The 24,536-nt window shown below is 55.1% G+C and carries 32 protein-coding genes; 24 read left to right on the top strand and 8 right to left on the bottom strand.

Translation table 11 applies throughout. From position 1 onward, the window contains the following. The first annotated feature begins 3 nt into the window (after window positions 1-3). The 24 genes from nifN (at window position 4) to EH206_RS10275 (ending at window position 18,443) form a co-directional block, all read left to right on the top strand. A complete protein-coding gene (gene nifN, locus EH206_RS10160) occupies window positions 4-1,404 on the top strand; it encodes a nitrogenase iron-molybdenum cofactor biosynthesis protein NifN (RefSeq protein WP_009112677.1) in 1,401 nt (466 codons plus the stop codon). Further along, window positions 1,392-1,850 carry a NifB/NifX family molybdenum-iron cluster-binding protein gene (locus EH206_RS10165; protein WP_009112678.1) on the top strand — a complete coding sequence of 153 codons (459 nt, stop codon included), beginning with the start codon at window positions 1,392-1,394 and terminating at the stop codon, window positions 1,848-1,850. Before nifN ends, EH206_RS10165 begins: the two co-directional genes overlap by 13 nt. A 153-nt stretch (window positions 1,851-2,003) precedes the next feature. Beyond that, window positions 2,004-2,321, top strand: coding sequence for a hypothetical protein (locus EH206_RS10170; protein ID WP_009112679.1), 318 nt, complete (start codon window positions 2,004-2,006; stop codon window positions 2,319-2,321). Between the two features lie 33 nt (window positions 2,322-2,354). Continuing rightward, a complete protein-coding gene (gene nifU / locus EH206_RS10175) occupies window positions 2,355-3,221 on the top strand; it encodes a Fe-S cluster assembly protein NifU (RefSeq protein ID WP_009112680.1) in 867 nt (288 codons plus the stop codon). Between the two features lie 11 nt (window positions 3,222-3,232). Beyond that, the gene (nifS, locus tag EH206_RS10180) at window positions 3,233-4,423 is read left to right on the top strand and encodes a cysteine desulfurase NifS (protein WP_009112681.1); all 1,191 of its coding nucleotides are present in this window, start codon (window positions 3,233-3,235) and stop codon (window positions 4,421-4,423) included. Window positions 4,424-4,440: 17 nt separating this feature from the next. After that, window positions 4,441-5,586 carry a homocitrate synthase gene (gene nifV, locus EH206_RS10185; protein WP_009112682.1) on the top strand — a complete coding sequence of 382 codons (1,146 nt, stop codon included), beginning with the start codon at window positions 4,441-4,443 and terminating at the stop codon, window positions 5,584-5,586. Window positions 5,587-5,598: 12 nt separating this feature from the next. Further along, window positions 5,599-5,946: a nitrogenase-stabilizing/protective protein NifW gene (locus EH206_RS10190; RefSeq protein ID WP_009112683.1), complete on the top strand. Its 348-nt coding sequence runs from the start codon at window positions 5,599-5,601 to the stop codon at window positions 5,944-5,946. After that, window positions 5,943-6,389 (top strand): nitrogen fixation protein NifZ, encoded by a 447-nt coding sequence (locus EH206_RS10195; RefSeq protein WP_009112684.1) that lies wholly within the window; start codon window positions 5,943-5,945, stop codon window positions 6,387-6,389. Before EH206_RS10190 ends, EH206_RS10195 begins: the two co-directional genes overlap by 4 nt. Then, window positions 6,376-7,230, top strand: coding sequence for a nitrogen fixation protein NifM (gene nifM, locus EH206_RS10200; RefSeq protein ID WP_009112685.1), 855 nt, complete (start codon window positions 6,376-6,378; stop codon window positions 7,228-7,230). Before EH206_RS10195 ends, nifM begins: the two co-directional genes overlap by 14 nt. A gap of 407 nt (window positions 7,231-7,637) precedes the next feature. Beyond that, window positions 7,638-8,156 (top strand): Hcp family type VI secretion system effector, encoded by a 519-nt coding sequence (locus EH206_RS10205; RefSeq protein WP_009111724.1) that lies wholly within the window; start codon window positions 7,638-7,640, stop codon window positions 8,154-8,156. Between the two features lie 160 nt (window positions 8,157-8,316). Next, window positions 8,317-10,626 (top strand): type VI secretion system Vgr family protein, encoded by a 2,310-nt coding sequence (locus EH206_RS10210; protein ID WP_009112686.1) that lies wholly within the window; start codon window positions 8,317-8,319, stop codon window positions 10,624-10,626. 13 nt (window positions 10,627-10,639) lie between these two features. Beyond that, complete coding sequence (locus EH206_RS10215; protein ID WP_009112687.1) at window positions 10,640-11,251, top strand: DUF4123 domain-containing protein; 612 nt, start codon at window positions 10,640-10,642, stop codon at window positions 11,249-11,251. Beyond that, entirely contained in the window at window positions 11,238-11,624 is a 387-nt protein-coding gene (locus EH206_RS10220) for a hypothetical protein (protein ID WP_009112688.1), read from the top strand. Before EH206_RS10215 ends, EH206_RS10220 begins: the two co-directional genes overlap by 14 nt. 27 nt (window positions 11,625-11,651) lie before the next feature. Further along, window positions 11,652-12,611: an HNH endonuclease gene (locus EH206_RS10225; protein ID WP_009112689.1), complete on the top strand. Its 960-nt coding sequence runs from the start codon at window positions 11,652-11,654 to the stop codon at window positions 12,609-12,611. Between the two features lies 1 nt (window position 12,612). Further along, a complete protein-coding gene (locus tag EH206_RS10230; RefSeq protein WP_009112690.1) occupies window positions 12,613-13,128 on the top strand; it encodes an SMI1/KNR4 family protein in 516 nt (171 codons plus the stop codon). Window positions 13,129-13,176: 48 nt separating this feature from the next. Beyond that, window positions 13,177-13,941, top strand: coding sequence for a cell division cycle protein 123 family protein (locus EH206_RS10235; RefSeq protein ID WP_009112691.1), 765 nt, complete (start codon window positions 13,177-13,179; stop codon window positions 13,939-13,941). 13 nt (window positions 13,942-13,954) lie between these two features. Continuing rightward, window positions 13,955-14,311: a DUF4123 domain-containing protein gene (locus tag EH206_RS10240; protein ID WP_009112692.1), complete on the top strand. Its 357-nt coding sequence runs from the start codon at window positions 13,955-13,957 to the stop codon at window positions 14,309-14,311. Then, window positions 14,298-14,681 carry a hypothetical protein gene (locus tag EH206_RS10245; protein ID WP_009112693.1) on the top strand — a complete coding sequence of 128 codons (384 nt, stop codon included), beginning with the start codon at window positions 14,298-14,300 and terminating at the stop codon, window positions 14,679-14,681. Before EH206_RS10240 ends, EH206_RS10245 begins: the two co-directional genes overlap by 14 nt. Before the next feature lie 18 nt (window positions 14,682-14,699). Then, window positions 14,700-15,665 carry an HNH endonuclease gene (locus EH206_RS10250; protein WP_009112694.1) on the top strand — a complete coding sequence of 322 codons (966 nt, stop codon included), beginning with the start codon at window positions 14,700-14,702 and terminating at the stop codon, window positions 15,663-15,665. Next, window positions 15,625-16,191: an SMI1/KNR4 family protein gene (locus tag EH206_RS10255; RefSeq protein WP_232216585.1), complete on the top strand. Its 567-nt coding sequence runs from the start codon at window positions 15,625-15,627 to the stop codon at window positions 16,189-16,191. Before EH206_RS10250 ends, EH206_RS10255 begins: the two co-directional genes overlap by 41 nt. Window positions 16,192-16,200: 9 nt before the next feature. Continuing rightward, a complete protein-coding gene (locus EH206_RS10260; RefSeq protein ID WP_009112696.1) occupies window positions 16,201-16,794 on the top strand; it encodes an HNH endonuclease in 594 nt (197 codons plus the stop codon). After that, complete coding sequence (locus tag EH206_RS10265) at window positions 16,795-17,319, top strand: SMI1/KNR4 family protein (RefSeq protein ID WP_009112697.1); 525 nt, start codon at window positions 16,795-16,797, stop codon at window positions 17,317-17,319. Window positions 17,320-17,365: 46 nt separating this feature from the next. After that, on the top strand, window positions 17,366-18,130 hold the full coding sequence (locus tag EH206_RS10270; RefSeq protein WP_009112698.1) for a cell division cycle protein 123 family protein: 765 nt from the start codon (window positions 17,366-17,368) through the stop codon (window positions 18,128-18,130). A gap of 13 nt (window positions 18,131-18,143) precedes the next feature. Continuing rightward, a complete protein-coding gene (locus tag EH206_RS10275; protein WP_009112699.1) occupies window positions 18,144-18,443 on the top strand; it encodes a PAAR domain-containing protein in 300 nt (99 codons plus the stop codon). A gap of 229 nt (window positions 18,444-18,672) precedes the next feature. On the opposite strand, the gene EH206_RS10280 is transcribed toward EH206_RS10275, so the two are convergent. From EH206_RS10280 to rsxA, 8 genes are read right to left on the bottom strand one after another with little or no spacing between them, the layout of a single operon-like run. Further along, window positions 18,673-19,200 (bottom strand): flavodoxin, encoded by a 528-nt coding sequence (locus tag EH206_RS10280; RefSeq protein WP_009112700.1) that lies wholly within the window; start codon window positions 19,198-19,200, stop codon window positions 18,673-18,675. 45 nt (window positions 19,201-19,245) lie between these two features. Continuing rightward, window positions 19,246-19,512: an RnfH family protein gene (locus EH206_RS10285; RefSeq protein WP_009112701.1), complete on the bottom strand. Its 267-nt coding sequence runs from the start codon at window positions 19,510-19,512 to the stop codon at window positions 19,246-19,248. Further along, window positions 19,509-20,246, bottom strand: a complete 738-nt coding sequence (locus tag EH206_RS10290; RefSeq protein WP_009112702.1) for an electron transport complex subunit E — start codon at window positions 20,244-20,246, stop codon at window positions 19,509-19,511. Before EH206_RS10290 ends, EH206_RS10285 begins: the two co-directional genes overlap by 4 nt. Further along, window positions 20,239-20,889 (bottom strand): electron transport complex subunit RsxG, encoded by a 651-nt coding sequence (rsxG, locus tag EH206_RS10295; RefSeq protein ID WP_009112703.1) that lies wholly within the window; start codon window positions 20,887-20,889, stop codon window positions 20,239-20,241. The genes EH206_RS10290 and rsxG overlap by 8 nt, the downstream gene beginning before the upstream one ends. Before the next feature lies 1 nt (window position 20,890). Next, window positions 20,891-21,862, bottom strand: a complete 972-nt coding sequence (locus EH206_RS10300; RefSeq protein ID WP_009112704.1) for an RnfABCDGE type electron transport complex subunit D — start codon at window positions 21,860-21,862, stop codon at window positions 20,891-20,893. Then, on the bottom strand, window positions 21,856-23,301 hold the full coding sequence (gene rsxC, locus EH206_RS10305; RefSeq protein ID WP_009112705.1) for an electron transport complex subunit RsxC: 1,446 nt from the start codon (window positions 23,299-23,301) through the stop codon (window positions 21,856-21,858). The genes EH206_RS10300 and rsxC overlap by 7 nt, the downstream gene beginning before the upstream one ends. Then, on the bottom strand, window positions 23,294-23,842 hold the full coding sequence (locus tag EH206_RS10310) for an RnfABCDGE type electron transport complex subunit B (protein WP_009112706.1): 549 nt from the start codon (window positions 23,840-23,842) through the stop codon (window positions 23,294-23,296). The genes rsxC and EH206_RS10310 overlap by 8 nt, the downstream gene beginning before the upstream one ends. Before the next feature lie 10 nt (window positions 23,843-23,852). After that, window positions 23,853-24,431, bottom strand: coding sequence for an electron transport complex subunit RsxA (gene rsxA, locus EH206_RS10315; RefSeq protein WP_009112707.1), 579 nt, complete (start codon window positions 24,429-24,431; stop codon window positions 23,853-23,855). Between the last annotated feature and the right edge of the window lie 105 nt (window positions 24,432-24,536).

The following is a 24,536-nucleotide window of genomic DNA, read 5'->3' on the forward strand; positions in this document are numbered from 1 at the left end:
TCAATGGCGCAGATTTTGAAATCACCGAAACCGCTGGCCACCAGCCCGATTAAAAGCGGGCAGCCGTTGGGGGCAATTCTGGCAAGCATGGGGCTGGAGGGTTGTATTCCGCTGGTTCATGGCGCCCAGGGGTGCAGCGCTTTCGCCAAGGTGTTTTTTATTCAGCACTTTCACGATCCCATTCCCTTGCAAACCACGGCGATGGATCCGGTCACTACCATTATGGGGTCGAACGATAACGTCCTTGACGCCCTGTCTCTGCTGTGCGAGCGCCATAACCCGAAGATAATGGTGGTGCTGAGCACCGGCCTGTCGGAGACCCAGGGCGCGGACCTGGCTCTCGCCTTACGCCAGTTCAGAGAGACGTATCCTAAACATCACGCCGTCGCAGTGGTCACCACCAGTTCGCCGGACTTTTACGGCTCGATGGAAAATGGCTATGCCGCCGTGCTGGAAAGCGTGATTGAACAGTGCGTGCCGCCATCCCCGAACGTCAGCGCAATCCGAAAAAAGCGGGTAAACCTGCTGCTGGGGCATATGCTGACCCCCGGCGACCATGAACAGATCCGCAGCTATGTCGAGGCTTTCGGCCTACAGGCGATCGTTTTGCCCGATCTGGCGGGGTCGCTGGACGGCCATCTGGCGGAGGGCGATTTTTCCGCCTTGACCCAGGGCGGTACGCCGCTACGTCTGCTTGAACAGATGGGGCAGAGCGCGTCGACCATCGCCATCGGCGTGTCGCTCCAGCGGGCCTCGCGCCTGCTGGAGGGCCGCAGCCATACGCCGTCGTTCTGGCTGCCGCATTTGATGACGCTTGACCAGTGCGATGCCTTTATCGAGCACCTGCGCCAGCTATCCGGTCGCGACGTGCCCGCCTGGATCGCCCGCCAGCGCGGCCAGTTGCAGGACGCGATGATTGACACCCACATCTGGCTCCAGGACAAACGGCTGGCGATTGCGGCGGAAGGCGATCTGCTGGCCGCCTGGCTGGATTTCGCCCTCAGTCAGGGGATCCGCCCCGAGTGCGTGGTCGCCCCGGCGAACCAGCCCGGCTTATCCGCACTGCCGGTGGCCGAGGTGCAAATCGGCGATCTGGAGGACGTGGATGACAGGTTACAACGTCACACGGTGGATATGCTGTGCGCCAACTCGCATGCGGCGCCGCTGGCGCAGAAATACCATCTGCCGCTGGTGCGCATCGGTTTTCCGCTATTCGATCGCCTCGGCGAGTTTCGTCGCCTGCGCCAGGGCTATGGCGGGATGCGCGATACCCTGTTTGAGCTGGCGAACGCCATGCGTCAGGCGCATCGCCAACTCCCGGTTTATCACTCTCCTCTGAAACAGGCTTTTCCGTCCGCCGCTATGCAGAACCCCATTATGGAGACAAAGCCATGCGACATTTAACCCGTCAGTTGGCGATCCCCTCCGTCGACAGCTGGATTATTCGCATTGCGTTTGCCAGCGTCGATTTGCGCGTCGTCGATCAGCATTTCGGCTCATCGCCGCGCCTGGCGATTTATGGCATACGCCGTGATGAAGTACAGCTACTGGAAGTGGCCGACTTCACCGTCTTGCTCGGTCACAGCGAAGATAAACTCACCAGCCGCGTCAACGCCGTGGAGGGTTGTTTCACCCTCTACTGTACGGCCATCGGCGATACGGCGTTCAGGCGGCTGTTGGCGATCGGGGTGCGGGCGGTGAACGTGGCCCGCAATACCCCGATAGCGGTGCTGTTGGCCGATGCGCAGGCGCTGTGCTCCGACGGCGGGATCAAGAAATCGTTGCGGAAAAAAGACCGCGGCCGTTTCGATGCCATGATGCGGGAAAGCAGCTGGTACGACGAAGAGTGAAGCTTGTCGGCTGTGCGACAAAACCGACAATTAGCGGCGTGTATGTCACAGCTTGCCAATCATTTATTCCAGCTATCTTACTGATAAAATAGGTTTTTTGTGACTGGCATCACATTTGCTCAGTGATAAGCGTCAGGTACCGGAGCCAGAACCATGATCCAAATCGATGCGACGACCTTAAACCAGCTCAGACAACGCCAACGCCAGCGTGTTCAGCCGACCGCCGGCCTGGCGTTGGTGGTGATGGGGGCCGCCTGCCGGGGCTGGACGCTGCGGATGACATGGCGCGCGCAGCCGCTGCCGGGCGACGAATGCCGCGACATCGCCGGGCTGCGGCTGTTGGCTTCCGAACAACATTGGCGGCACCTGGCGCAGGCGCGCATCAGCTCCGACGCGCAAGGCGTCTGGGTGGAGTTTCAGCCGGTGGGATGCCGCTGCGAAGAGGGGGCGTGCGCGGCGGCAACAGCATAACTCGGCAAGCGGTAACCAACGGGAGAATAGAGCATGTGGAATTATTCCGAAAAGGTAAAAGAGCATTTTTTTCATCCGCGCAACGCCCGAGTGGTTGAACAGGCGAATGCGGTCGGCGACGTCGGTTCTCTCAGCTGCGGCGATGCCCTACGGCTGATGTTGCGGGTCGATCCCGCCAGCGAAGTGATTCAGGAAGCCGGATTTCAAACCTTTGGCTGCGGCAGCGCCATTGCCTCCTCATCGGCGTTGACCGAACTGATTATCGGTAAAACGCTGGAAGCCGCCGCGCGGGTCACCAATCGGGATATCGCCGATTATCTTGACGGCCTGCCGCCTGAAAAGATGCACTGCTCGGTAATGGGACAGGAAGCGTTGCGGATGGCGATCGCCAACTATCGCGGCGAAACCCTGGATGAGGAGCATGAAGAGGGCGCGCTGATCTGCAAATGCTTTGCCGTCGACGAAGGGCAAATCAAACGCGCGGTGCTGACCAACGGGCTGACCACGCTGGAAGAGGTCATCCATTACACCAAGGCCGGTGGCGGCTGCGCCGCATGTCATGAAAAAATCGAGCAGGCGCTGAGCGCGATCCTGGCCGCCGCCGGCGATAACCCGGCGGCGGCGGTGGAAGAAAAAAGCGAACGCTGGCGGGCGGTTGAAGAGATCGTTGCCGGGCTGCGGCCGCATATCCAGATGGACGGGGGCGACATTACGTTGATCCGGGTGACGGACGATGAGGTGCGGGTAGCCCTGTCAGGCAGTTGCAATGGCTGCATGATGACGGATATGACGCTGGGCTGGCTGCAACAAAAACTGCTGGAGCGGCTGGGCTACTTTATCCGCGTGGTTGCCGATACGCCCGCCGCCGCCGGGGTTATTTTCCAGACTTCAGACTGCTAAGGAGCGTGCTCGTGAAACCCATCTATCTGGATAACAATGCCACCACCCGCCTGGATCCGATGGTGCTGGAAGCCATGATGCCGTTTTTGCAGGATCAGTACGGCAACCCGTCGTCGATTCATGACTTCGGCGAACCTTCGCGGCGGGCGCTGGCCAAAGCGCGCGAGCAGGTCGCCAGTTTTCTCGGCGCGCACCACGACAGTGAAGTCATCTTCACCTCCTGCGCGACCGAGGCGACCTCGACCGCCATTCTTTCCGCGGTGGAAGCCTTTCCCGCGCGGCGCGAAATCATCACCACCGCCGTGGAGCACCCGGCCACTCTGGAAGTGTGCGAGCACCTGGAACGGCAGGGCTATAAAATTCACCGGCTGGAGGTAGACCAGCAGGGCGCGCTGGACCTGGATCGCTACCGCGCCTTGCTGCACGACGGCGTGGCGCTGGTAAGCGTCATGTGGGCGAATAACGAAACCGGGGTGTTGTTTCCGGTTGAACGGATGGCGCAGCTGGCCCATGAACAGGGCATTCTGTTTCACTGCGATGCCGTGCAGGCGCTGGGGAAGGTGGCGGTCGCGGTGGCGGATTCGGCAATTGATATGCTCTCCTGTTCGGCACATAAAATTCACGGACCGAAAGGCACCGGCTGCCTGTGGCTGCGTCGCGGTACGCGCTTCCGTCCGCTGTTGCGCGGCGGGCATCAGGAGCGCGGCCGTCGGGCGGGTACGGAAAATATCGCCGGTATCGTCGGCATGGGCATGGCGAGTGAACTGGCCGCCATCCATCTGCCGATGATGGCGGCCAGCGTCGCCCCGCTGCGCGACCGGCTTGAAGCCGGACTGCGGACCATTGCCGGCACTAGAGTGATGGGGGCCGGGCAACCGCGCACGCCGAATACGCTGAATATCGCCTTTGAGTTTATCGAAGGGGAGGCCATTCTGCTGATGCTGAATCAGGCGGGGATCGCCGCCTCCAGCGGCAGCGCCTGTACCTCCGGCTCGCTGGAACCTTCCCATGTGATGCGGGCGATGAGCATTCCCTATACCGCGGCGCACGGCAGCATCCGTTTTTCGCTGTCGCGCTATACGCGTGAGAAAGAGATCGACTACGTACTTGAGCAGATCCCGCCGGTGATCGACCGCTTACGCGCGCTGTCGCCCTACTGGCAGCAGGGAAAACCGGGGGAATTCACCCCCGCCTGGGGTTAACCGGGGAGATTGCGCCGATGAAAACCATCGTCATTAACGACACCACGCTGCGTGACGGCGAGCAAAGCCCCGGCGTGGCGTTCAGCGCCGATGAGAAACTGACGATTGCCGAATCTCTGGCGCGGGCGGGCGTGCCTGAGCTGGAGGTCGGCACGCCCGCCATGGGCGAAGAAGAGCGCGCGCGTATCTATCGCATTCGCCAGCGCCTGCCGGATATCACCCTGATGGCCTGGTGTCGTCTGAATGAACAGGATATCCGGCAGGCGGCGCGGCTGGGCGTGGACTGGGTCGATATTTCACTGCCGGTGTCCGCCTGTTTACGGCAGTACAAAGTCGGTCTGGCGTGGCCGGATATGTTGCAGCGGCTTGGCGAGCTGACCTCCTTTGCGCTGTCGCTGGGGCTTAAGGTCTGCGTGGGCGGCGAGGACGCCTCACGCGCCGACGAGGCGGATTTGGCGGCGGTGGCGCAGGTCGCCGGCGCCGCCGGTGCCGGCCGGTTGCGTTTTGCCGATACTCTGGGACTGCTCGATCCCTTGGCGACCGGGCGGCAGATCCGGCGGCTACGGCGCTATTGGCCGGGCGAGTTGGAGATCCATGCCCACAACGATTTCGGCATGGCGACGGCAAACACCCTGGCGGCGGTGCGCGCCGGGGCGACGCACGTCAGCACCACCGTTCTGGGATTGGGCGAGCGAGCGGGCAACGCCGCGCTGGAGCAGGTGGCGCTGGGGCTGTCGCATATGCGGTTGGGTGAAACCCATATCGATACCCGACAACTACCAGCCCTGTGCCAGTTGGTCGCCAGCGCCGCCGGGGAGAGCGTCCCCTGCCGGCAACCGCTGGTCGGCGAACGGGTATTCACCCATGAGTCTGGCGTGCACGTGGCCGGTTTGTTGCAGGGGGTTGAGAGTTATCAGAGCGTTGCGCCGCAGCTGCTGGGGCGCGAGCATCAGCTGGTATTGGGCAAGCATTCCGGCCGGCGAGCGCTGGAGGCGGTGTTCTCGCAGCTTGGCCTGCCGCTGAGCGCGGCGCAAATCCCGCTGATTCAGCAGGCGCTGCGCGCCTTTGCCGAAAGCGATAAACGCAGCCCCACCGGCGATGAGCTTTACCGGCTTTATCGCGGGATAAGCGAAATACCGGCCGGTGCGCTTAATGTTGTTTGACGGAGAAACAGTATGGACTGGTTTAATGAACTGCCTGGAATAAGCCAGTTGGAAAGCGCCGAAGACTTCCTGCGCTTTTTCGCCATTCCGTTTGATGAACGCAGCGTACGGGTTAAACATCTGCATATCCTGCACGCTTTCAACCTGCGCCTGCGGCGCTATCAATCCCTTGATGAGCCGCCGCTCGCGCCGCAGCAGCGTCAGCAATTCCGGCTGCAACAGGTACGCGCGATGCTGCTCGAAAGCTACCGCCACGTTGTCGGCGGCGAACTGCGGGAACGTTCGCCACTGAAAGTGTATCAGCGTACCGCCCGCTGTTTTATCCCCTGGCTGCTGCTGGATGAAGGAGAAAACGGATGAAGCCGCGTTTTGAGTTTGGTGAAGCGGTGCGGGTGATCCGTACGGTGCGCAATGACGGCACTTTCCCTGCTATGGCGCGCGGCGAGCAACTGGTTCGGCGTGGTGCGGTCGGCTATGTGCGTGAGTGGGGGACGTTTTTACAGGACAATATTATCTACCAGGTCCATTTTCTGGATAACGATCGCATCGTGGGGTGCCGCGAGCATGAACTGATACCGGCCGCGGCACCCTGGGTCGACGGAGCGTTTCAATACGGCGACTGGGTATCCGCCGCCATGATCCTGGCTACCGATCGCCATATCCGGGTACAGGCCGGCGATGTCGGTCAGATAATGGGTGTGGAGCGCGACGTGCGGCCGATGCAGTTTATCGTGTTGTTCGGCGGTACGTTGTTGCAGGTGCCGGAACATGCTCTGGAGGCGATCGATCGTGACGACCTGTAGTGTCGATGTGCCGACCATGTGGCAGCGTTATTCCCGGCTCAAGCTCTCCTTATCGCTTTATCAGTGTTTGCCGTGGCGGCAAACGCCCGAACAACGGGCGGCGTTCGCCGGACAGGTCGCACGGCAATGGCGGCTGGAAGCCGCTATCCGCGACCGGGCGCAACGGCAGGGAATTGACGCGCCGCGGCAAAATAGCGGCGACGCGCAGTATCTGCTGCGTAGCTATTTCGCTGACGAACAGGACTGGCAAAACGCCTTGCAACGCGAGGGCATTGACGCCGTCGGCCTGTCGCAGGCCCTGGTCCATGAAACCCTGCTTACCGCCATGCTGGAAAACGTGGCCGACCAAGCGCCAGAGGTAAGCGAGCGGGAAATCGATGCATGGTATCGCCATAACGCCCATCGCTTCCAACGCCCGGAGCAACGGCTGGCGCACCATTTACTGCTGGTGATTGACGATACGCAGGCCGATTGTGACAGTGTAACGGTTACCGAACGAATCGCCACGCTGCGCCGCCGCCTGCAGACCGACCCGCGGCGCTTTCCCCGGCTGGCCGGACGCTTCTCGGAATGTCCGACGGCGCTGGAAGGCGGGAAAATCGGCTGGGTGAGCCGGGGTATGCTGTATCCGGCACTGGATAGCCAATTATTTTCCCTGGCGGCGAATGACCTCAGCCCGGTAGTGGAAAGCCCGATGGGGCTGCACGTTTTATGGTGCGAGGAAATCCGGCCTGCAAGTGAACTGCCCAAAGCGGACGCATTGGCGCAAATCCGCCGGCAGTGGCGGGAAAAGCGCCGCCAACAGTATCAGCGCCAGTGGCTGGCGGAGATCTTGCGGTGAAATAAATTAAAAAGGAGCCAAGCGCTACGGCTTCTTTTTCTTCGCCTGTTTTGGTTACTGGCTAAACTATTAACTGGCTTGATATTAGGCTTTTAGTAAATATTATCCATAGTCAATACCTTTTAAATAGCCCCCCTTTTTATCTCTAAATCAAACTATCAGAACAACTGCAAAATCTGCGCAATTTCTTGCTCACTTCCCAGCATAAATCCCTGTTTGCGCAATGTTTGCAGACGAAATGCGCAGTCTGCGCAACTTCTTGCTCAAATTTCACTTAGGGATGGTTTTACTTAAGGAAATTACCTTTAAAAACAGATGGATAAAAGTTGGCATGGTCGTTGCTATACAGAGCAGGTGCAACCAAACACATGTTCAATAACCCGTTTTAATCAACAAGGAGCAAGACCATGCCAACCCCATGTTATATCAGCATCGAAGGGAAAACCCAGGGCAATATCACCGCCGGCGCCTTCACTTCCGACTCGGTCGGCAATATCTACGTGCAGGGCCACGAAGACGAGATGCTGGTGCAGGAATTCCAGCACGTGGTGACCGTTCCCACCGACCCGCAGTCCGGCCAGCCCTCCGGCCAGCGCGTTCACAAACCCTTCAAGTTCACCGTGGCGCTGAACAAGGCGGTCCCGCTGCTGTACAACGCCCTGGCCTCCGGCGAAATGCTGCCGACCGTGACCCTGAAATGGTATCGCACCTCGGTGGAAGGCAAGCAGGAGCACTTCTTCTCCACGGTGCTGACCGACGCCACCATCGTGGATATCGACTGCCAGATGCCGCACTGCCAGGACCCGTCCAAGGCGGATTTCACCCAGCTGATTCAGGTGTCCGTGGCGTACCGCAAAATCGACTGGGAGCACACGGTGGCCGGGACGTCAGGCTCTGACGACTGGCGCGCGCCGGTGGAAGCCTAATCCCTCTTTAACCCGGGCTTGCCCGGGTTTTTTGCGTGTGCTGCGGTGTGGGCGGACCCAGACCGCAACACGGGCGTTTTATTTTTCATCAGGGTAGTTGCATGTCGCACCGGGCGGTAACGGGGCGTGCGGTAGCCATGGCGGAGGGAGGAGGTACAAGGTGGCAAACAGTACGGGACTACAGTTCACCGTGACGCTCGGCGCGCTGCCGGCGAGCACGTTCGCGGTGGTGGATTTCAGGCTGGACGAAGGGTTGAACCGGCCGTTCAGCCTGGCGCTGAATCTGGCGAGCGCGCTGCCGGATGTGGATTTCGGCGCGGTGCTGGACCAGCCGTGCGAACTGCTGGTGTGGTACGAGGGGGAACTGCAACGGCGGGTGAGCGGCATCGTCAGCGCCTTCAGCCAGGGCGACACCGGCTTTCGGCGCACGCGTTATCAGGCGGAGGTGCGGCCGGCGCTGTGGCGGCTGGGGCTGCGCACCAACGCGCGGATATTTCAGGCGCAGAAGCCGCAAGCGATTATCGGCACGCTGCTGGAGGAAGCCGGGATAACCGATTACGCGTTTGCGCTGCGCCACGACCATGGGCAGCGGGAATATTGCGTGCAGTACCGGGAGAGCGACCTGGCGTTCGTCAGCCGGCTGGCGGCGGAAGAGGGGATGTTTTTCTTCCATGAATATGAGGAAGGGAAGCACCGGGTGGTGTTTGCCGACGACGCCGGGGCGCTGGGTAAAGGACCGGGGCTGTTCTTCAACCTGGCGAATCAGGGGCTGTCGGAAGGGGCGTATGTGCGGCGTTTCCACTATGCGGAGCGGGTGAGCATGGCGGAGGTGGCGCTAAAGGACTACAGCTTCAAGACCCCGGCGTACGGGCTGCTGCACAGCAAACAGGGCAGCGAGCTGGCGCACCAGCGGGAGAGCTACCAGCACTACGACTATCCGGGGCGTTTCAAACAGGACCCGAGCGGGAAGGCGTTCACCGGCTACCGTCTGGACGCGCAGCGCGCCGGCGCGGTAACGGGCGGGGGCGAATCGAACTGCGCGGGGCTGATGCCGGGCAGCGCGTTCCCGCTTACGGAGCACCCGAACGCGGCGCTGAATATCGCCTGGCAGATAGTGAACATCACGCATAGCGGGCAACAGCCGCAGGCGCTGGAAGAGGAAAGCGGCGGCGAGCCGACGACGCTGAGCAACAGTTTCAGCGTGGTGAAGGGCAGCACGACGTGGCGGACGGAGATGGCGCACAAGCCGATGGTGGACGGTCCGCAGATAGCGACGGTGGTGGGCCCGGCGGGAGAAGAAATCTACTGCGACGTGTATGGCCGGGTGAAGCTGCAATTTCCGTGGGACCGCTACGGGGCGAGCGACGACCAGAGTTCGTGCTGGGTGCGGGTAAGCCAGGGGTGGGCGGGAGGCCAGTACGGTCTGATAGCCATCCCGCGAATCGGGCATGAGGTGATAGTGAGCTTTCTGGAGGGCGACCCGGACCAGCCGATAGTGACGGGGCGGACGTTCCATGCCACCAATCCGACGCCTTATGTGTTGCCGGAGCATAAGACCAAGATGGTGCTGCGTTCCGACACCCACCAGGGCAGCGGGTTCAATGAACTCTCTTTTGAGGATGAATCCGGGCGGGAAAACATTCATATCCACGCCCAGAAAGATATGTCGGTCAAGATATTGCACGACATGACCAAACGCGTGGATTCCAGCGTGGTGGAGAGTATCGGCGAAAATCAGAATACGGAAATTGGAAAACATCACCAGCACCGGGTCGGCGGCAACATGAATCTGACGGTGGGCGGACAGGGACTCGGATTGCTGGGCGGCTTGTTCAGCCTGATAGCCAACAGCGGTAAATTCATGAAGAAAGAATCAGCCAAAGTGGGCGAGCCGGGCGTAGAGCAGTTTGCCGATGATATCAATAAAGTTGGCGCGGCGGCGGAAACGATGTCGCTGACCGCCGGGAAGTCCTTTACTGACGCGGGCGGATTCAAATCCAAAGCCGGGCTGGATATGGTATCGAAAGGCACATCTCTGGCCGGACTGCTTTCCAGCCTGATGCCCGGCTCCGGCATTTTTAATACGGTCGTCGAGAAGTTTCGTTCGGACACCACCGGTATCGCCAGTACCGAACAGGTTGGCCTGTATAAAAATACGCTGGTCGGTCATACCCAGACGCTGTCTGTCGGTCAGGTACTGAAACTATTGGTAGGGGATAAATACGACATTGAGAGCAAAAGCGCCATTTTCTCCCGCACCAAAAAGCATACGCTTTACGCTAAAGAAAAAATGGTGATTGGCGGACCGGGCGGCACCATTACCATCGATGACGGCGGTGTGACCATTCAGGCGAAGAGCATCAAACTGAAAGCGCCATCCATTGATATGTCCGGCGGTGCAGCAGAGCAGGCAGCGGCGCTGAGCAGCGACAAGCCGTTCTCTGAAGAATGTCCGTACAAGAAAAAATAGGCAGGGAGGCAATATGTTAGAGAAGCCTTATGACGCGGTGAGTGATGGTCTGAAACATACGGTATTCACTCCCGTATCCACTATTGTGGATGAGCACGAAAAATCCCTTCACACCTACCTGTTGCTGAACGCGGCAGCCAGCCCTGATATCGCCATCTGTCTGGAGGGTTTTTCGCCAGCTTATCGTTCTCTGTTTGATGTGTCGGTGCTGGATAATCTCGGCCACGTGGCGCCCTATCTGGTGCAGGTTAATGCGCACAGTGATGTGCTGGACTGGTGGCTGGCGGATGGTTATATGCGGCAGTGGGGCATCATTGTGCGCAGCACGCTGCCATTGATACCGCTGGTCAGGCATTTCAAGAAGTTCACCAAAGTTATCAATAACGGTAAAACCTACTTTTTCCGTTTTTACCAGCCTAAGACGTTCAACCAGTTTATTCCACAGTTGACGCCAGAGCAGCAGGCGGACTTCTTTGCCCCGCTTTATGCCGTCTATACGGAAACCACCGATGAGCCAGCGCAGTTAATGCATTTCACTCATGATGCCCGCGGATTAAATGTAACTACGCTGGCATTGCCGGTTACCCCAAACCAGGAGGAGAGCACTGAACATGTGGCACTTTGATGACCTGCAAATGGAGTCGCATCTGATGAGCGATAACGATTTTTCCCGGTGGTTTGTGGATGAAGTGATGGAAGAAACCCTGCCGGAGCACAAGCAAGGGCATAAGCCGGAAACCCTGTATACGATGACGCTGAATGGCCGGGAGATAGCGAAAAAGTTCCATATCCATAAACCGACCAATCAGGCGAAGTTCCTGTATTTCATGTGGGGTGTCGGGTCGAACTTCTTTGAGTTTGATGGCTTTAAGCAAATCCTTGCGGATACAGCGCGGGGCGAAGATGAACGTCTGGCTGCGCTGTTTACCGAGGTCAGCGAAGAGCAGGGCGTTGAGGCGCTGATGCAGAGTCATCCGAATTACTGGTTCCCGGAGTGAAGCCGGTGAGACGACAGGGAGAATAATATGGCGAATATCAGAGCAAGGAGTGAGAGTCCTGAAATTGAAGCAGATCGCAAGAAAGTGCTTGAAATGGAGTCTCAATACAGTGAGCTTATTATTGATGGTGGCTTGGCAGCCGCTGGCGCCGCACCTCCACCGTTTGGCACGGCGGCAGATGTGGCGTCATTGGGGCGTTCGCTTTTCAAAGGCGACTGGAGTGGAGCCGCACTGGATGTATTGGGACTTATCCCGATAGCGGGTGATGCCGCGAAAGCAGGGAAAATAGCGGTAAAAGTTGAAAAAGTGACGGAAGCCTTATCTAAGGCCAAAGCTGCGCTGAATACGAAAGTATTTGCAGCAACGCGTGAAAATGCAAAAAAATACTGGAAAGAATTGATAGCCAAGAAAAAAAAGGAAAAATTGGACAGCGAACTTGGAAAGTGCAAAACAGAAGAATGCAAAAAGCTGGCTTGTGAAAAATTTGAAAATGATAAATCCATGGATCCTGGCCGTCTTCCATCGTCAGAAAAAGGAACCTGGGTAGATAAAGATGGAAAACCTTGTCCTCCAGGTACTGGTATGTACAAGCCAGATCCGGAGAAGAACAAGAGTCTTTATGATGCAGTTCAGCGCCACGGTAAAGAGGGTATTCCGTTTAAAGATGGGCATCCTGACTTCTCAGGATTTCCGCCTTTGAAAGATGGAAAGCCGTTTGGTAACGGAGATAAGCCTTACCAAGTAGAAATAGATAGGAGGGGAGATCGTACTGATTTCACAAAAGCTAAGAGTGCTCTGAATGAAAAATATGGAAAAAAACTTTCTCCAGACGAAAATGATATTGGAACTTGGCACCATGAGCCTGATGGAGTAACCATGAGTTACGTGGATATTGATATACATACTGCTTATAATAAAGCGGGTAAAGTTAATGGCGGAACCCCTCATAAAGGTGGCGATTCAATGTGGCGAAGTGAGGATTTTTAATATGAATATTGAAAAAGAAGACCTGAAAAATTGGGTGGTTAGCGATGATGAATTTATTCCTGATGAGATAAAAGTAAATGCTAGCATTTTGTCTATAGAAAATAGGCTAAATGTAAATTTGCCTAAAGAATATAAAGATTTTCTCGCTCTGACAAATGATGAATCATGCAGTCCAATTGACGATAAATCATCTTGTTTATGTAGGTATAATTCAAAAGTGATAGTCGTTCTTGTGAATGTTTTGTCTAATAGTAAAAGATTAATTTCACAAAAAAATATGTTATCAGATTCTGACGAAAATGGCTTAATAAATGGCCTTGTTGCCATAGGAAGAAATTACGATGATGATGGTGATGCCTATATTATTTATGACGTAAGACCTAATTCTCCTACTTATCAACATGTATTTCATTGGCGATATTATGTTGACAATTTAGTCATCGGTGAGGGATTGGGGTTTCTGGCCCACTCGCTGAAAGAATTTCTAAATACGCCAACATCGGAAGATGAGTTGTAGTTTTTCTATATGCCACTGTCAATAACAGGATATTAAGGTTAATTGAGCATGTACTCTGAGTACAAAAAAACGTTTATTGAAAACTGGTCGGAAGATATTTTGGCTCAGTCGTTCAAGAGTGAAAGTATTGAACTCCATGAACGGGACGTTATCGCCATCGGAGCGAGTACCGATGAGTTTATGAGCGCCAGAGGGCTACAGGAAAAGCCATTTTTTTCTGCGCAATTACATGATGATATTGAATATGCTTTGTCAGTATTAAATAAGCCTGCTTTTGTGCGATTTGGGGGGGTTAGCTACCATGATGCTTCCCTTTCTAGATTGGATACGGTTGATGGAATAGTAAAACAATTGTCGGTATCAAATCGCTGCGTCGCATCCTATCTTTGGGATTGCCTGCAATCGTCAACACCTGTTTGGTTGTTCCTGAGGGAATGGCGCGATATTCCGCGCTGGGGAGAGTTCAGATGTTTCATTCGGGATGCTAAAGTCATTGGTGTTTCTCAATATCATTGTCTGGAATACTTTCCGTTTCTAAAAGAAAAGGAAAATGAAATACGCCTTCAACTGATTATGTTTTTGCAAAAACTATTGCCTGTATTGCATATGAATTCCGTGGTTGCAGACATTGCCATTGATTATCAGGACGGGAAATTTACTACAACATTGATTGAACTTAATCCGTTTATTCAGCGGACGGATGCCTGTCTTTTTTCCTGGGTAAATGGCGGCGATTTTAATGGCCGTATTCGCGTCAACCATAGCATTGCTGATGCACATGCAGAAAAGCGCAAAAGACCTTATTTGCTATAAAGAGGATAATCGTATGGGAAAACCAGTCGCAATATTGGGGCAGCGGCAGTGGGGCATCATTGTGCGCAGCACGTTGTCGCTGATACCGCTGGTCAGGCATTTCAAGAAGTTCACCAAAGTTATCAATAACGGTAAAACCTACTTTTTCCGTTTTTACCAGCCTAAGACGTTCAACCAGTTTATTCCACAGTTGACGCCAGAGCAGCAGGCGGACTTCTTTGCCCCGCTTTATGCCGTCTATACGGAAACCACCGATGAGCCGGCGCAGTTAATGCATTTCACTCATGATGCCCGCGGATTAAATGTAACTACGCTGGCATTGCCGGTTACCCCAAACCAGGAGGAGAGCACTGAACATGTGGCACTTTGATGACCTGCAAATGGAGTCGCATCTGATGAGCGATAACGATTTTTCCCGGTGGTTTGTGGATGAAGTGATGGAAGAAACCCTGCCGGAGCACAAGCAAGGGCATAAGCCGGAAACCCTGTATACGATGACGCTGAATGGTCGGGAGATAGCGAAAAAGTTCCATATCCATAAACCGACGAATCAGGCGAATTTCCTGTATTTCATGTGGGGTGTCGGGTCGAACTTCTTTGAGTTTGATGGCTTTAAGCAAATCCTTGCGGATACAGCGCGGGGCGAAGATGAACGTCTGGCTGCGCTGTTTACCGAGGTCAGCGAAGAGCAGGGCGTTGAGGCGCTGATGCAGAGTCATCCGAATTACTGGAGCCGGTGAGACGACAGGGAGAATAATATGGCGAATATCAGAGCAAGGAGTGAGAGTCCTGAAATTGAAGCAGATCGCAAGAAAGTGCTTGAAATGGAGTCTCAATACAGTGAGCTTATTATTGATGGTGGCTTGGCAGCCGCTGGCGCCGCACCGCCACCGTTTGGTACGGCGGCAGATATAGCGTCATTGGGACGTTCGCTTTTCAAAGGCGACTGGAGTGGAGCCGCACTGGATGTATTGGGACTTATCCCGATAGCGGGTGATGCCGCGAAAGCAGGGAAAATAGCGGTAAAAGTTGAAAAAGTGACGGAAGCCTTATCTAAGGCCAAAGCTGCGCTGAATACGAAAGTATTTGCAGCAACGCGTGAAAATGCAAAAAAATACTGGAAAGAATTGATAGCCAAGAGAAAAAAGGAAAAATTGGACAGCGAGCTTGGAAAGTGCAAAACAGAAGAATGCAAAAAGCTGGCTCGGGAAAAATTTGAAAACGACAAATCTATGTATCCTGGCCGACTACCGTCGTCTGATAAGGGAAAATGGGTAGATAAAGATGGTAACCCTTGTCCTTCAGGGACTGGAAAATATATGCCAGATCCCGAGAAAAACCCAAGTTTGTATGATGCGGTACAACGCCATGGGAAGGATGGTATCCCGTTTAAAGATGGGCATCCTGACTTCTCAGAATTTCCGCCTTTGAAAGATGGTAAACCAATTGGTGAAAATGGCAAACCATATCAGGTTGAGATTGATATGACTGGTAACTCATCTGACTTTAAGAAAGCTAAAAAAACATTTTCTGATAAATATAACTCAACATTATCTGATGCTGAATGGCGCTCTGGTACGTGGCATCATGAGTCTGATGGAGTAACTATGACCTTTGTTGATAAAAAGATTCATACGGCATATTCTGATGCTGAAACTGGTATGGCTAACAGCGGCACTCCACATGTTGGTGGTGATTCTATGTGGAGAAGTGGGGATTATTGATATGAGCATTGTCAAAGAAGACTTGGTGAATTGGCATATGGATGAAACTCTTTTTGAGCAAGATCCTGTTAACATCGAAAAGAAAGTAAAAAATGTTGAATCGGTTTTAAACGTTAACTTACCTAGTGAATTTAAAATCTTCCTTCTTCTAACTAATGATCAAGCTATTTCTCCAGTGGAAGATAAAGATTTTTGTTTGGCTAAATATAATGATGAAAGTAGAGTCGTGTATGTGGACGGATTTTATAGCTGCGAGTCTATTATTGAGATAACAAAATTGTCTCAGGAATCTATTTATGAGCACCGCTTTATATTACCAGAAGGTTTAATTGTTATTGGTGTTAATTATGATGGGGCGACTGATGCACATATAGTATATGATGTAAGGCCTGACTCTCTGACATATCAGCATTTATTTAATTGGCGTTATTCTATCGATAATGTTTTTGTTGGTGAAGGCTTGGGATTTCTTTCTCACTCATTGAAAGAATTTCTAAATACGCCAGCATCGGAAGATGAGTTGTAATTTCTCTATATGCTACTGTCAATAACAGGATGTAACGAGCTTGGAAAGTGCAAAACAGAAGAATGCAAAAAGCTGGCTCGGGAAAAATTTGAAAATGATAAATCCATGGATGCAGGACGACTCCCCTCTTCTGAAAAAGGAAGTTGGGTTGGACCTGATGGTAAACCTTGTCCGCCGGGTACGGGGATGTATAAGCCCGATCCAGAGAAAAACAAAAGCCTCTATGAGGCAGTGAAGCGTCATGGGAAAGAGGGCGTTCCTTTTAAAGACGGCCATCCTGATTTTTCAGGTTTTCCTCCCATAAAAGATGGTAAACCTATCGCTGATGCTTCGGGAAAACCATATCAAGTAGAAATTGAAATGAGTAGTTCCAGAACACGTGACTTTGCTGCATCCAGATCTGCATATGGTGAAAAATATGGTGAAAAATTTAATATGGAATATGAACGAGTTGGTACATGGCACCATGAACCTGATGGTGTTAACATGACACTTGTTGACAAGAAAGTTCATACTGCATTTGATGATAAAGAATTAGGCAGACCAAATGGTGGCACCCCACATCCGGGTGGAGATTCAATGTGGCGTAGTGGAGATTTTTAAATGGATATTGAGGAAAAAGATCTACTTAAATGGGAAATGAGTGACCCCGAAATTGCCGTTGAAAGAAAAAAAATCGATGATTTTGTAATTAATATTGAAAAAGAGTTATCCATAACATTACCGAATGAGTATAGAGATTATATCTTTCTTACAGGAAATCAAACATCATGGCCGAAGGATGATTGTGGTTATTTTCTAGCAAAATACAATAATAAAAGTCTAAAAGTGTTAATGTCTGTGCTGTTTCCTTCTGAAGAAGTAATTGATTCTACGAAATTATTGCAGGAATCAATATATGATCACCGTTTTCTCCTTTCTCAAGGATTAATTATTATTGGCTGTGATTATGATGATTTTTCTGATGGGTATCTGGTCTACGATGTAAGGCGTGAATCTCCAACCTATCAAAATGTTTTTCATTGGATGTACTCTCAAGATAATTTAGTTGTAGGTGAAGGATTAGGGTTTATTGCTCGATCATTGAAAGAATTTCTAAGCATGCCAACATCGGAAGATGAGTTGTAATATCTACCAATAGATCATCAATACAGGATGTTAAGGTTGGTCGAACATGTATTCTGAACATAAGGCAACATTTATTGATAACTGGCCGCAAGACCTGTTGGCTTTATCGTTTCTCAGTGAGGGATTTGAACTCCATGAGCGAGACGTTATTGCCATCGGAGCGAGTACCGATGAGTTTATGACCGCCAGAGAGCTACAGGAAAAGCCGGTTTTTTCTGTACAATTACATGATGATATCGAATATGCTTTGTCAGTGTTTAACAGGCCTGTTTTTGTGCGGTTCGGTGGCGTCAGCTACCATGATGCTTCCCTTTCTAGATTGGATACGGTTGATGGAGTAGTAAAACAATTGTCGGTATCTAGTCGCCGCGTCGCATCCTATCTTTGGGATTGCCTGCAATCGTCAACACCTGTTTGGTTGTTCCTGAGGGAATGGCGCGATATTCCGCGCTGGGGAGAATTCAGATGTTTCATTCGGGATGCTAAAGTCATTGGTGTTTCTCAATATCATTGTCTGGAATACTTTCCGTTTCTAAAAGAAAAGGAAAATGAAATACGCCTCCAACTGATTATGTTTTTGCAAAAACTCTTGCCTGTATTGCATCTCGATTCCGTCGTTGCAGACGTTGCCATTGATTATCAGGATGGGAAATTTACTACGACACTGATTGAACTTAATCCGTTTATTCAGCGGACAGACGCTTGTCTTTTTTCCTGGGTAAATGGTGGCGACTTTAATGGTCGTATTCGTGTCAATCAAAGTATTGCCGATGCGCAAGCAGAAAAACGGAAAAGACCTTATTTGCTATAAAGAGGATAATCGTATGGGAAAACCAGTCGCAATATTGGGGCATATGCATGTTTGTCCGAAAGTTGAACCTGGTCCGGTGCCGCATGTCGGTGGGCCGATTATTGATGCCGGACAGTCGATTGTCACTATCAATGGTGTTCCTGTCGCCGTGGTGGGGGGAAAAGCGCTGTGTACGGGTGTCGGGATGCCGGATGGTCTGGTTTCGGGTTCATCCATCTTCACCATAGAAGGTAAACCAGTGGTCAGGATGGGAGACGGTTGCGCGCACGGCGGAAAAGTCGTTCAAGGGTGGCCAACGGTGACATCTGATTAGTTTTTCAAAGACACTATTACTGATAAAAGACACCGTGGCGGACGATCACGAGATCGGACGCTAACCAGTATCTTGCGCTAAAGTTCACCATGGCGCTGAAATAAGCATAAATAAAAATGTCATGTGCTGAAGCGAATCCCTGCTTGCGCAGGGATAACAGAATCGACCATGATAGATGATAGAGAGGAAAGCGAAGAGTAGGATTGTGGCACAACTTCAATTGTCGCAATCAGATCTCAGCCTGAAGCTGGCTAACCCACCGCGTAACGCGTTCTTCCGTTAAATCCTGCTGATTATCCTGATCCAATACCAGCCCGACGAAGCTGCCGCTTTCCAACGCCGCGGAGTCGGTAAAGGTATAGCCCTCGGCCGGCCAGGCGCCGATGATATTGGCGCCGGCCTCGCTGACGATGTCATACAGCTCGCCCAAGGCGCTGACAAAGGCATCGGGATAGCTCTCCTGATCGCCGAGCCCGAACAGGGCGACGGTTTTGCCGCTCAGATCGGCGTTTGCCAGCTCATCGGCGAATTCCGCCCATGACTCGCTCACGCACTCCGCGTCCAGGCCGGGAAGTTGCCCGTCGCCCAGGGTGGGCGTGCCGAGGATCAGGATATCGTAGGCCAGCAGATCGTCGAGCGAGGCGCGGTTGATATTCACCGGATCGGCGGCCTGTTCGCCCAGCTTCTGCTTGATAAGCTTGGCGACTTTGCGGGTTTTACCTGTGTCAGTACCGAAAAAAATGCCGATAGTGCTCATGGTTTACATTCTCCTTAAAAGGACGTCCGAAAAAGGGCGGTTACATTACTCATCGTCATCGTCATCGTCCGCCGACGCGGCGGCGCGTTCAATCGGTAGATAGATTTCCACCCGATCGCCTTCGCGGACTTCGCTGTCCGGGGAGCAAAGGCGGCCGTAAATCCCCATCCGGTGCACATCCGGGTCCAGACAGGGGTACAAGGCCGGCAGCGGCGAGGCCAGAAAAGCCTCTCGCAGCGTGACGGGCTCCGGCATCTCCATGTCGATGCAGCGGCTCTGGTAACCGTTGGCGTGGGCGATGGTGAATTTCATCCGCGGCAGCCTCCACATCCGGCGCCGCAGCCAGAACCCGACGATTCTTTCTTCAATACGTCGCGGCCGTAGCGCAGCACTTTGGCGCCGCGGATAGCCGCCAGCACCAGTCCCATCACCACAAAACCGCCCGGCGGCAATAGCATCAGCAGAAAACCGTCATAGTCCGGCAGCAGGTGCATTTCCAGAAAATGAAATGCCGGACCCAGCAGCTGTTCGGCTCCGCTGAACAGCGTGCCGCTGCCGATGATTTCGCGGATGGCGCCCATCGAGGTGACTCCGAGGGTAAAGCCCAACCCCGTCGCCATGCCGTCCAGCGTGGCGGCGAACGGCGGGTTATGGGCGGCAAAGGATTCCGCCCGGCCCAGCAGGGCGCAGTTCGCCACAATCAGCGGAATAAACAGGCCGAGTATTTTGTGCAGATCGTGCATCCAGGCATTCATCGACAGGTCGAGCAGCGTCACCAGGCTGGAAATGATCAGGATATAAACCGGAATACGAACCTGGTGCGGGGTGATATGACGCAGCAGCGACACCAGCAGATTCGCCCCCGCCAGCACCGCGGTGGTCATCAGCCCCATGCCGAAGCCGTTGGTCGCGGTGGTCGTTACCGCCATCAGCGGACACAGCCCGAGGATCTGTACGTAGGTGATATTGTTGGTCCAGATGCCGCCGACCAGAATATCCCGATAGGCGGGTCGCTCCGCCGGCGCGGCCGCGGTAATGTCACTCATTGGTTTTTTCCTCCGTCAAGCCAAGCAATTCGGCCCGGTGGTGCTGGAACAACAGCAGCGTTTGGTGAACGCTTTTTACCACCGCGCGCGGGGTAATGGTGGCGCCGGTAAAGGCATCAAAGTCGCCGCCGTCCTTTTTGACACGCCACTGTTTCTCAGTGGTGTTTTGCAGCGATTTACCGTTAAAACCCAGGATCCAGTCGCCGTGGCTGAGCTCGATCTTGTCCCCCAGCCCCGGCGTTTCGGTGTGGGAAATGGTGCGCACGCCGGTAAGTTCGCCGTCGGCATTAATGCCAATCAGCAGGGAGATCGTCCCGCTGTAGCCTCTTTCGGCGCCAAACATCACCACGCCGCTGGGTCGGCCTTGCAGCGCGGCGCGGTAAATCCGCACGTTTTCCCCTTCCAATGTCAGGGTGATTTCACTGTCGCTGAGCGGATTATCGTGCAGCGTCGGCGGGAAGACGGCCGCCAGCTGACGCTGGGTGTCTTCCTGATGGCGCAGCTCAATTTCATGATAGGTTGCCCACCAGACGCCGCCGATCATCAGGCTGACCAGCAGGGTAAAGGCGCCAAGCAGTAAACTCAGGTTCAGCGGGTGGCCGCGCGGCGGCCAGTTCAGCCCGCGGTAAAAGGCAGAGGCCATGTCATTTCTCCTTCTGCGTTTGATAGCCGTAGGCGCGCGGCCGGGTCCAGTTATCGATCAACGGCGTCACCGCGTTAACCAGCAGCACCGCGAAGGCGACCCCTTCGGGATAATTGCCGAAGCTGCGGATGGCCCAGACCAGCAGGCCGGCCAGCGCGCCATAATACAGGCGGCCGCGCGGGCTGCCGGGGCCGGTCACAGGGTCGGTGATAATAAAAACCGCCCCCAGCATCAGCCCGCCGGTGGTGAGTTGCGCCATCGGCGGCAAAATCGTCTCCGGCGCGATAAGCCATTGCACCAGGCCGGGAAACAGGCAGCCGGCCAGCATGGCGACCGGCGCATGCCAGCTGAAAACACGCTGCTGCAACAGCCACAGCCCGCCCAGCGCCAGCAGCAGGGTGGATGTTTCGCCAAAGCTGCCGTTATGGGTGCCGAGCAGGGCGTTTTGCCATGAAAAATCGACCTGGAGACGTTCGCGGAACGCGCCCAGCAGGGTGGCGCCGGTGGCGCCGTCGGTATGCAGGGAATAGACCGCGCCGTGCCAGAACTCGCTGGGAACGACCCAGTGGGTCATTTGCACAGGAAAGGAGATCAGCACTACGACGCGCGCCAGCATGGCGGGGTTAAACAGATTCTGACCGAGCCCGCCATAGATATGCTTACCCAGCAGGATGGCGATGGCGGAACCCAGCGCCCCCAGCCACAGCGGGGCATGGGGCGGCAGGCTGAGGGTAAACAGCAACGCGGTCAGCAGCGCGCTGCCGTCAAAGACATGGCCGAGGGCCAGCGGATGCATTCGCAGGCACAGCGCTTCACACAGCAGGGCGGTAACAACGCTGGCGAACATCAGCATCAGCGCCGGGGCGCCGAACTGGATGATGCCCAGCAGCACCACCGGCAGCAGCGCCAGATTGACTTTATACATCAGGTTTTGAGTGCTGAGTCCCTGATGCACGTGGGGTGATGTCAGCATGCGGGATCCTCCAGCGGCGTATCTGGCGCAGCGCGGCGGCGCGGCGGCCTGGCGGCTTTCGCCGCCGCCTTTTCCGCGGCTTCGCGGGCGAGGCGCGCCTGCCGGCGGAGACTATTGGCGCCGGCGCGCGCTATTTTTTGCTCCTGGCGCCGCTCCAGCCTTAGCTGCTGCTGTCCCCAGTCGAAGAACTGCGTCAACGGCAGCACCGCCGGGCAAACCCATGAGCAGGAACCGCACAGCAGACAGCTGTTTAATCCCAGATTCCGGGCATTATTCAATGCATCCATTTTCAGCTCCGCCAGCATGGCCAGCGGGGCCAACCCCATCGGACAGGCATCGACGCAGCGGCCGCAGCGCAGGCAGGCGCTGGCGTGAGGCTGGGGGATTTCATCTTCGGTCAGCAGCAGCAGGCCGCTGGTGCCTTTGGTGATCGGCGCGTTGAGGTCGGTGGTCGCCCGCCCCATCATCGGCCCGCCCAGAATGATTCTGGCGGGGGTGCTTTTCATGCCGCCGCAGGCGGAGATAATGGCGTTTATCGGCGTACCGATGGGCACCAGCAGGTTGCCTGGCTGTTCAATCGCCCGGCCGCTGACGGTGATCACCCGGTGGGTCAGCGGCTGACGAAAGCGAATGGCGTGGAAAATGGCGATGCAGGTGCCGACGTTCTGCACCAGCACGCCCATTTCCGGCGATCGTTTGTCGTGCGGAATTTGCCGGCCGGTCACCGCCTCAATCAGCTGCTTGGCCGACCCCATCGGATAGAGCGAAGGCAGGGCGACCACGTCCATCGCCTCCTCATCCTGACATAAGCCGTCAAGACGCCGGATCGCCTCGCTTTTGTTGTCTTCAATGCCGATATAGACGTGCCGGGCCCTGGTCAGCTGTTGCAAATAGCGGATGCCGCCGATCAGGAATTCGGCCTGCTCCTGCATCATGCGCTCGTCGGCGGTAATATAAGGTTCGCACTCGCCGCCGTTGATGATGAGATAGTCGATTTGATGGCGCATGGCCAGGCGGATTTTATCCGCCGCCGGGAACATCGCGCCGCCCATTCCCACAATGCCGGCCTGGGCGATCAGCGACAGCATTTGCTCCGCGGGCGGGGCCTCCGGGAGCGCAAGCCGTACGGCTGGCGCCGAGGAGGGCAAAACGCGCAAGCGGATATAACCGGACTCGCCGGGAACCACCTCGGTCACCATACCCTGCGCCGGGCTGTGCAACGGCGCGGACATGCGGCCGAACGGCCGGGCCAGCAACTGACCGTATGTGACGGTGTCACCTACATGTACCTCGGGAAGCGCGGGGGCGCCGGTATGCTGGCGTAGCGGCAGGGTAAGCCTGTCCGGCGTATCGAGGGTACGGATGGCCTGGTGACGGGTTAACGATTTGTGGCTATAAGGCCGAATGCCGCCGTGAGGCGTGGTGAGGGCTTTAAGCATAATCCGCCTCCTGACGTAAAGGTAAACCCGGTTTGACGACCGCGGGGGTGAGATGAGGATCGGCGTAAAGACTGATACAACTATTAGGGCAGGCGGCCAGGCAGGCGCCGCACCCGGTGCAGTCTTCGCTGAGTACGCCGTGCAGCTGACGGGTCGCCCCGACGATGGCGTCAAACGCGCACTGTTTTAAGCAGCGGCCGCAGCCGTCACAGTCCGGCGCGGCGATCGCCGCCACCACCGGCCCTTGAGGGCCGTTATCCTCCAGATTGACGCCCAATAATGCGGCGATGCGTTGGGCAACCATACTTCCGCCGGGCGAGCAGATGGTTACGGCCGCTTCGCCGCCGGCCATGGCGACGGCGGCCTGACGGCAGCCGGGATAGCCGCATTGGCCGCACTGTCCGCTCGGCAGCAGTGCCACAATGCTTTCCACCATCGGGTCGCTTTCGACTTTCAGGTAGATGGCGGCATAGCCCAGCAGTGCGCCGATTATCGCGGAAATAAACGGGATGGCGAGCAGGGAAAGCACCAGTAAAATCATCGCCGTCTCCCTATGATGACAAACCGGCGAAGCCGGTAAAGGCCAGCGCCAGAATGCTGGCGGTAATAAAGTTGAGCGGGGTGCCTTTAAACAGCAGCGGCGGCAAGGCGCTGGCCTGCCGCTCGCGCAAACCGGCGAAGATGACCATCACCAGCGAATACCCCAGCGAGGCGCTAAAGCCGAACAGCACACTGTGGGTGAAACCGAGATGCTCCTGAAGTATCAGCAGCGCTACGCCGAGCACGGCACAGTTGGTGGTAATCAGCGGAAGAAAGATCCCCAGCGTGCGGTAGAGCGCCGGGCTGTATTTCGCCATCACCATTTCAATCAGTTGCACCAGCGAGGCGATTACCAGAATCACCGACAGCAGACGCAGATATTCCAGATCGAGCGGTATCAGGATCCAGGATTCGACCATCCAGCTCAGCCCGGCGGCCAGCGTAATGACCGCGGTGGTGGCGACGGATATGCCGACGGCGGCGTGTACCTGATTGGTGACGCCCATAAAGGAGCACAGCCCCAGGAAGCGCGCCAGTACAACGTTATTGACCAGAATATTGGTCAGCATGATTAGCAGTATCTCTTTCATATTATTCCCCCGACGTCACATAGCCGCCAAGGGTATTGCGAAAGCCATGCCAGTTTATTCAGCTCAATTAATGCGCGATAAGGAGGCAATACCCTGCGCCAAAAA

Origin of the sequence: Brenneria nigrifluens DSM 30175 = ATCC 13028 (genome assembly GCF_005484965.1) — a bacterium.
In the GTDB taxonomy this organism is placed as follows: Bacteria; Pseudomonadota; Gammaproteobacteria; order Enterobacterales; family Enterobacteriaceae; genus Brenneria; species Brenneria nigrifluens.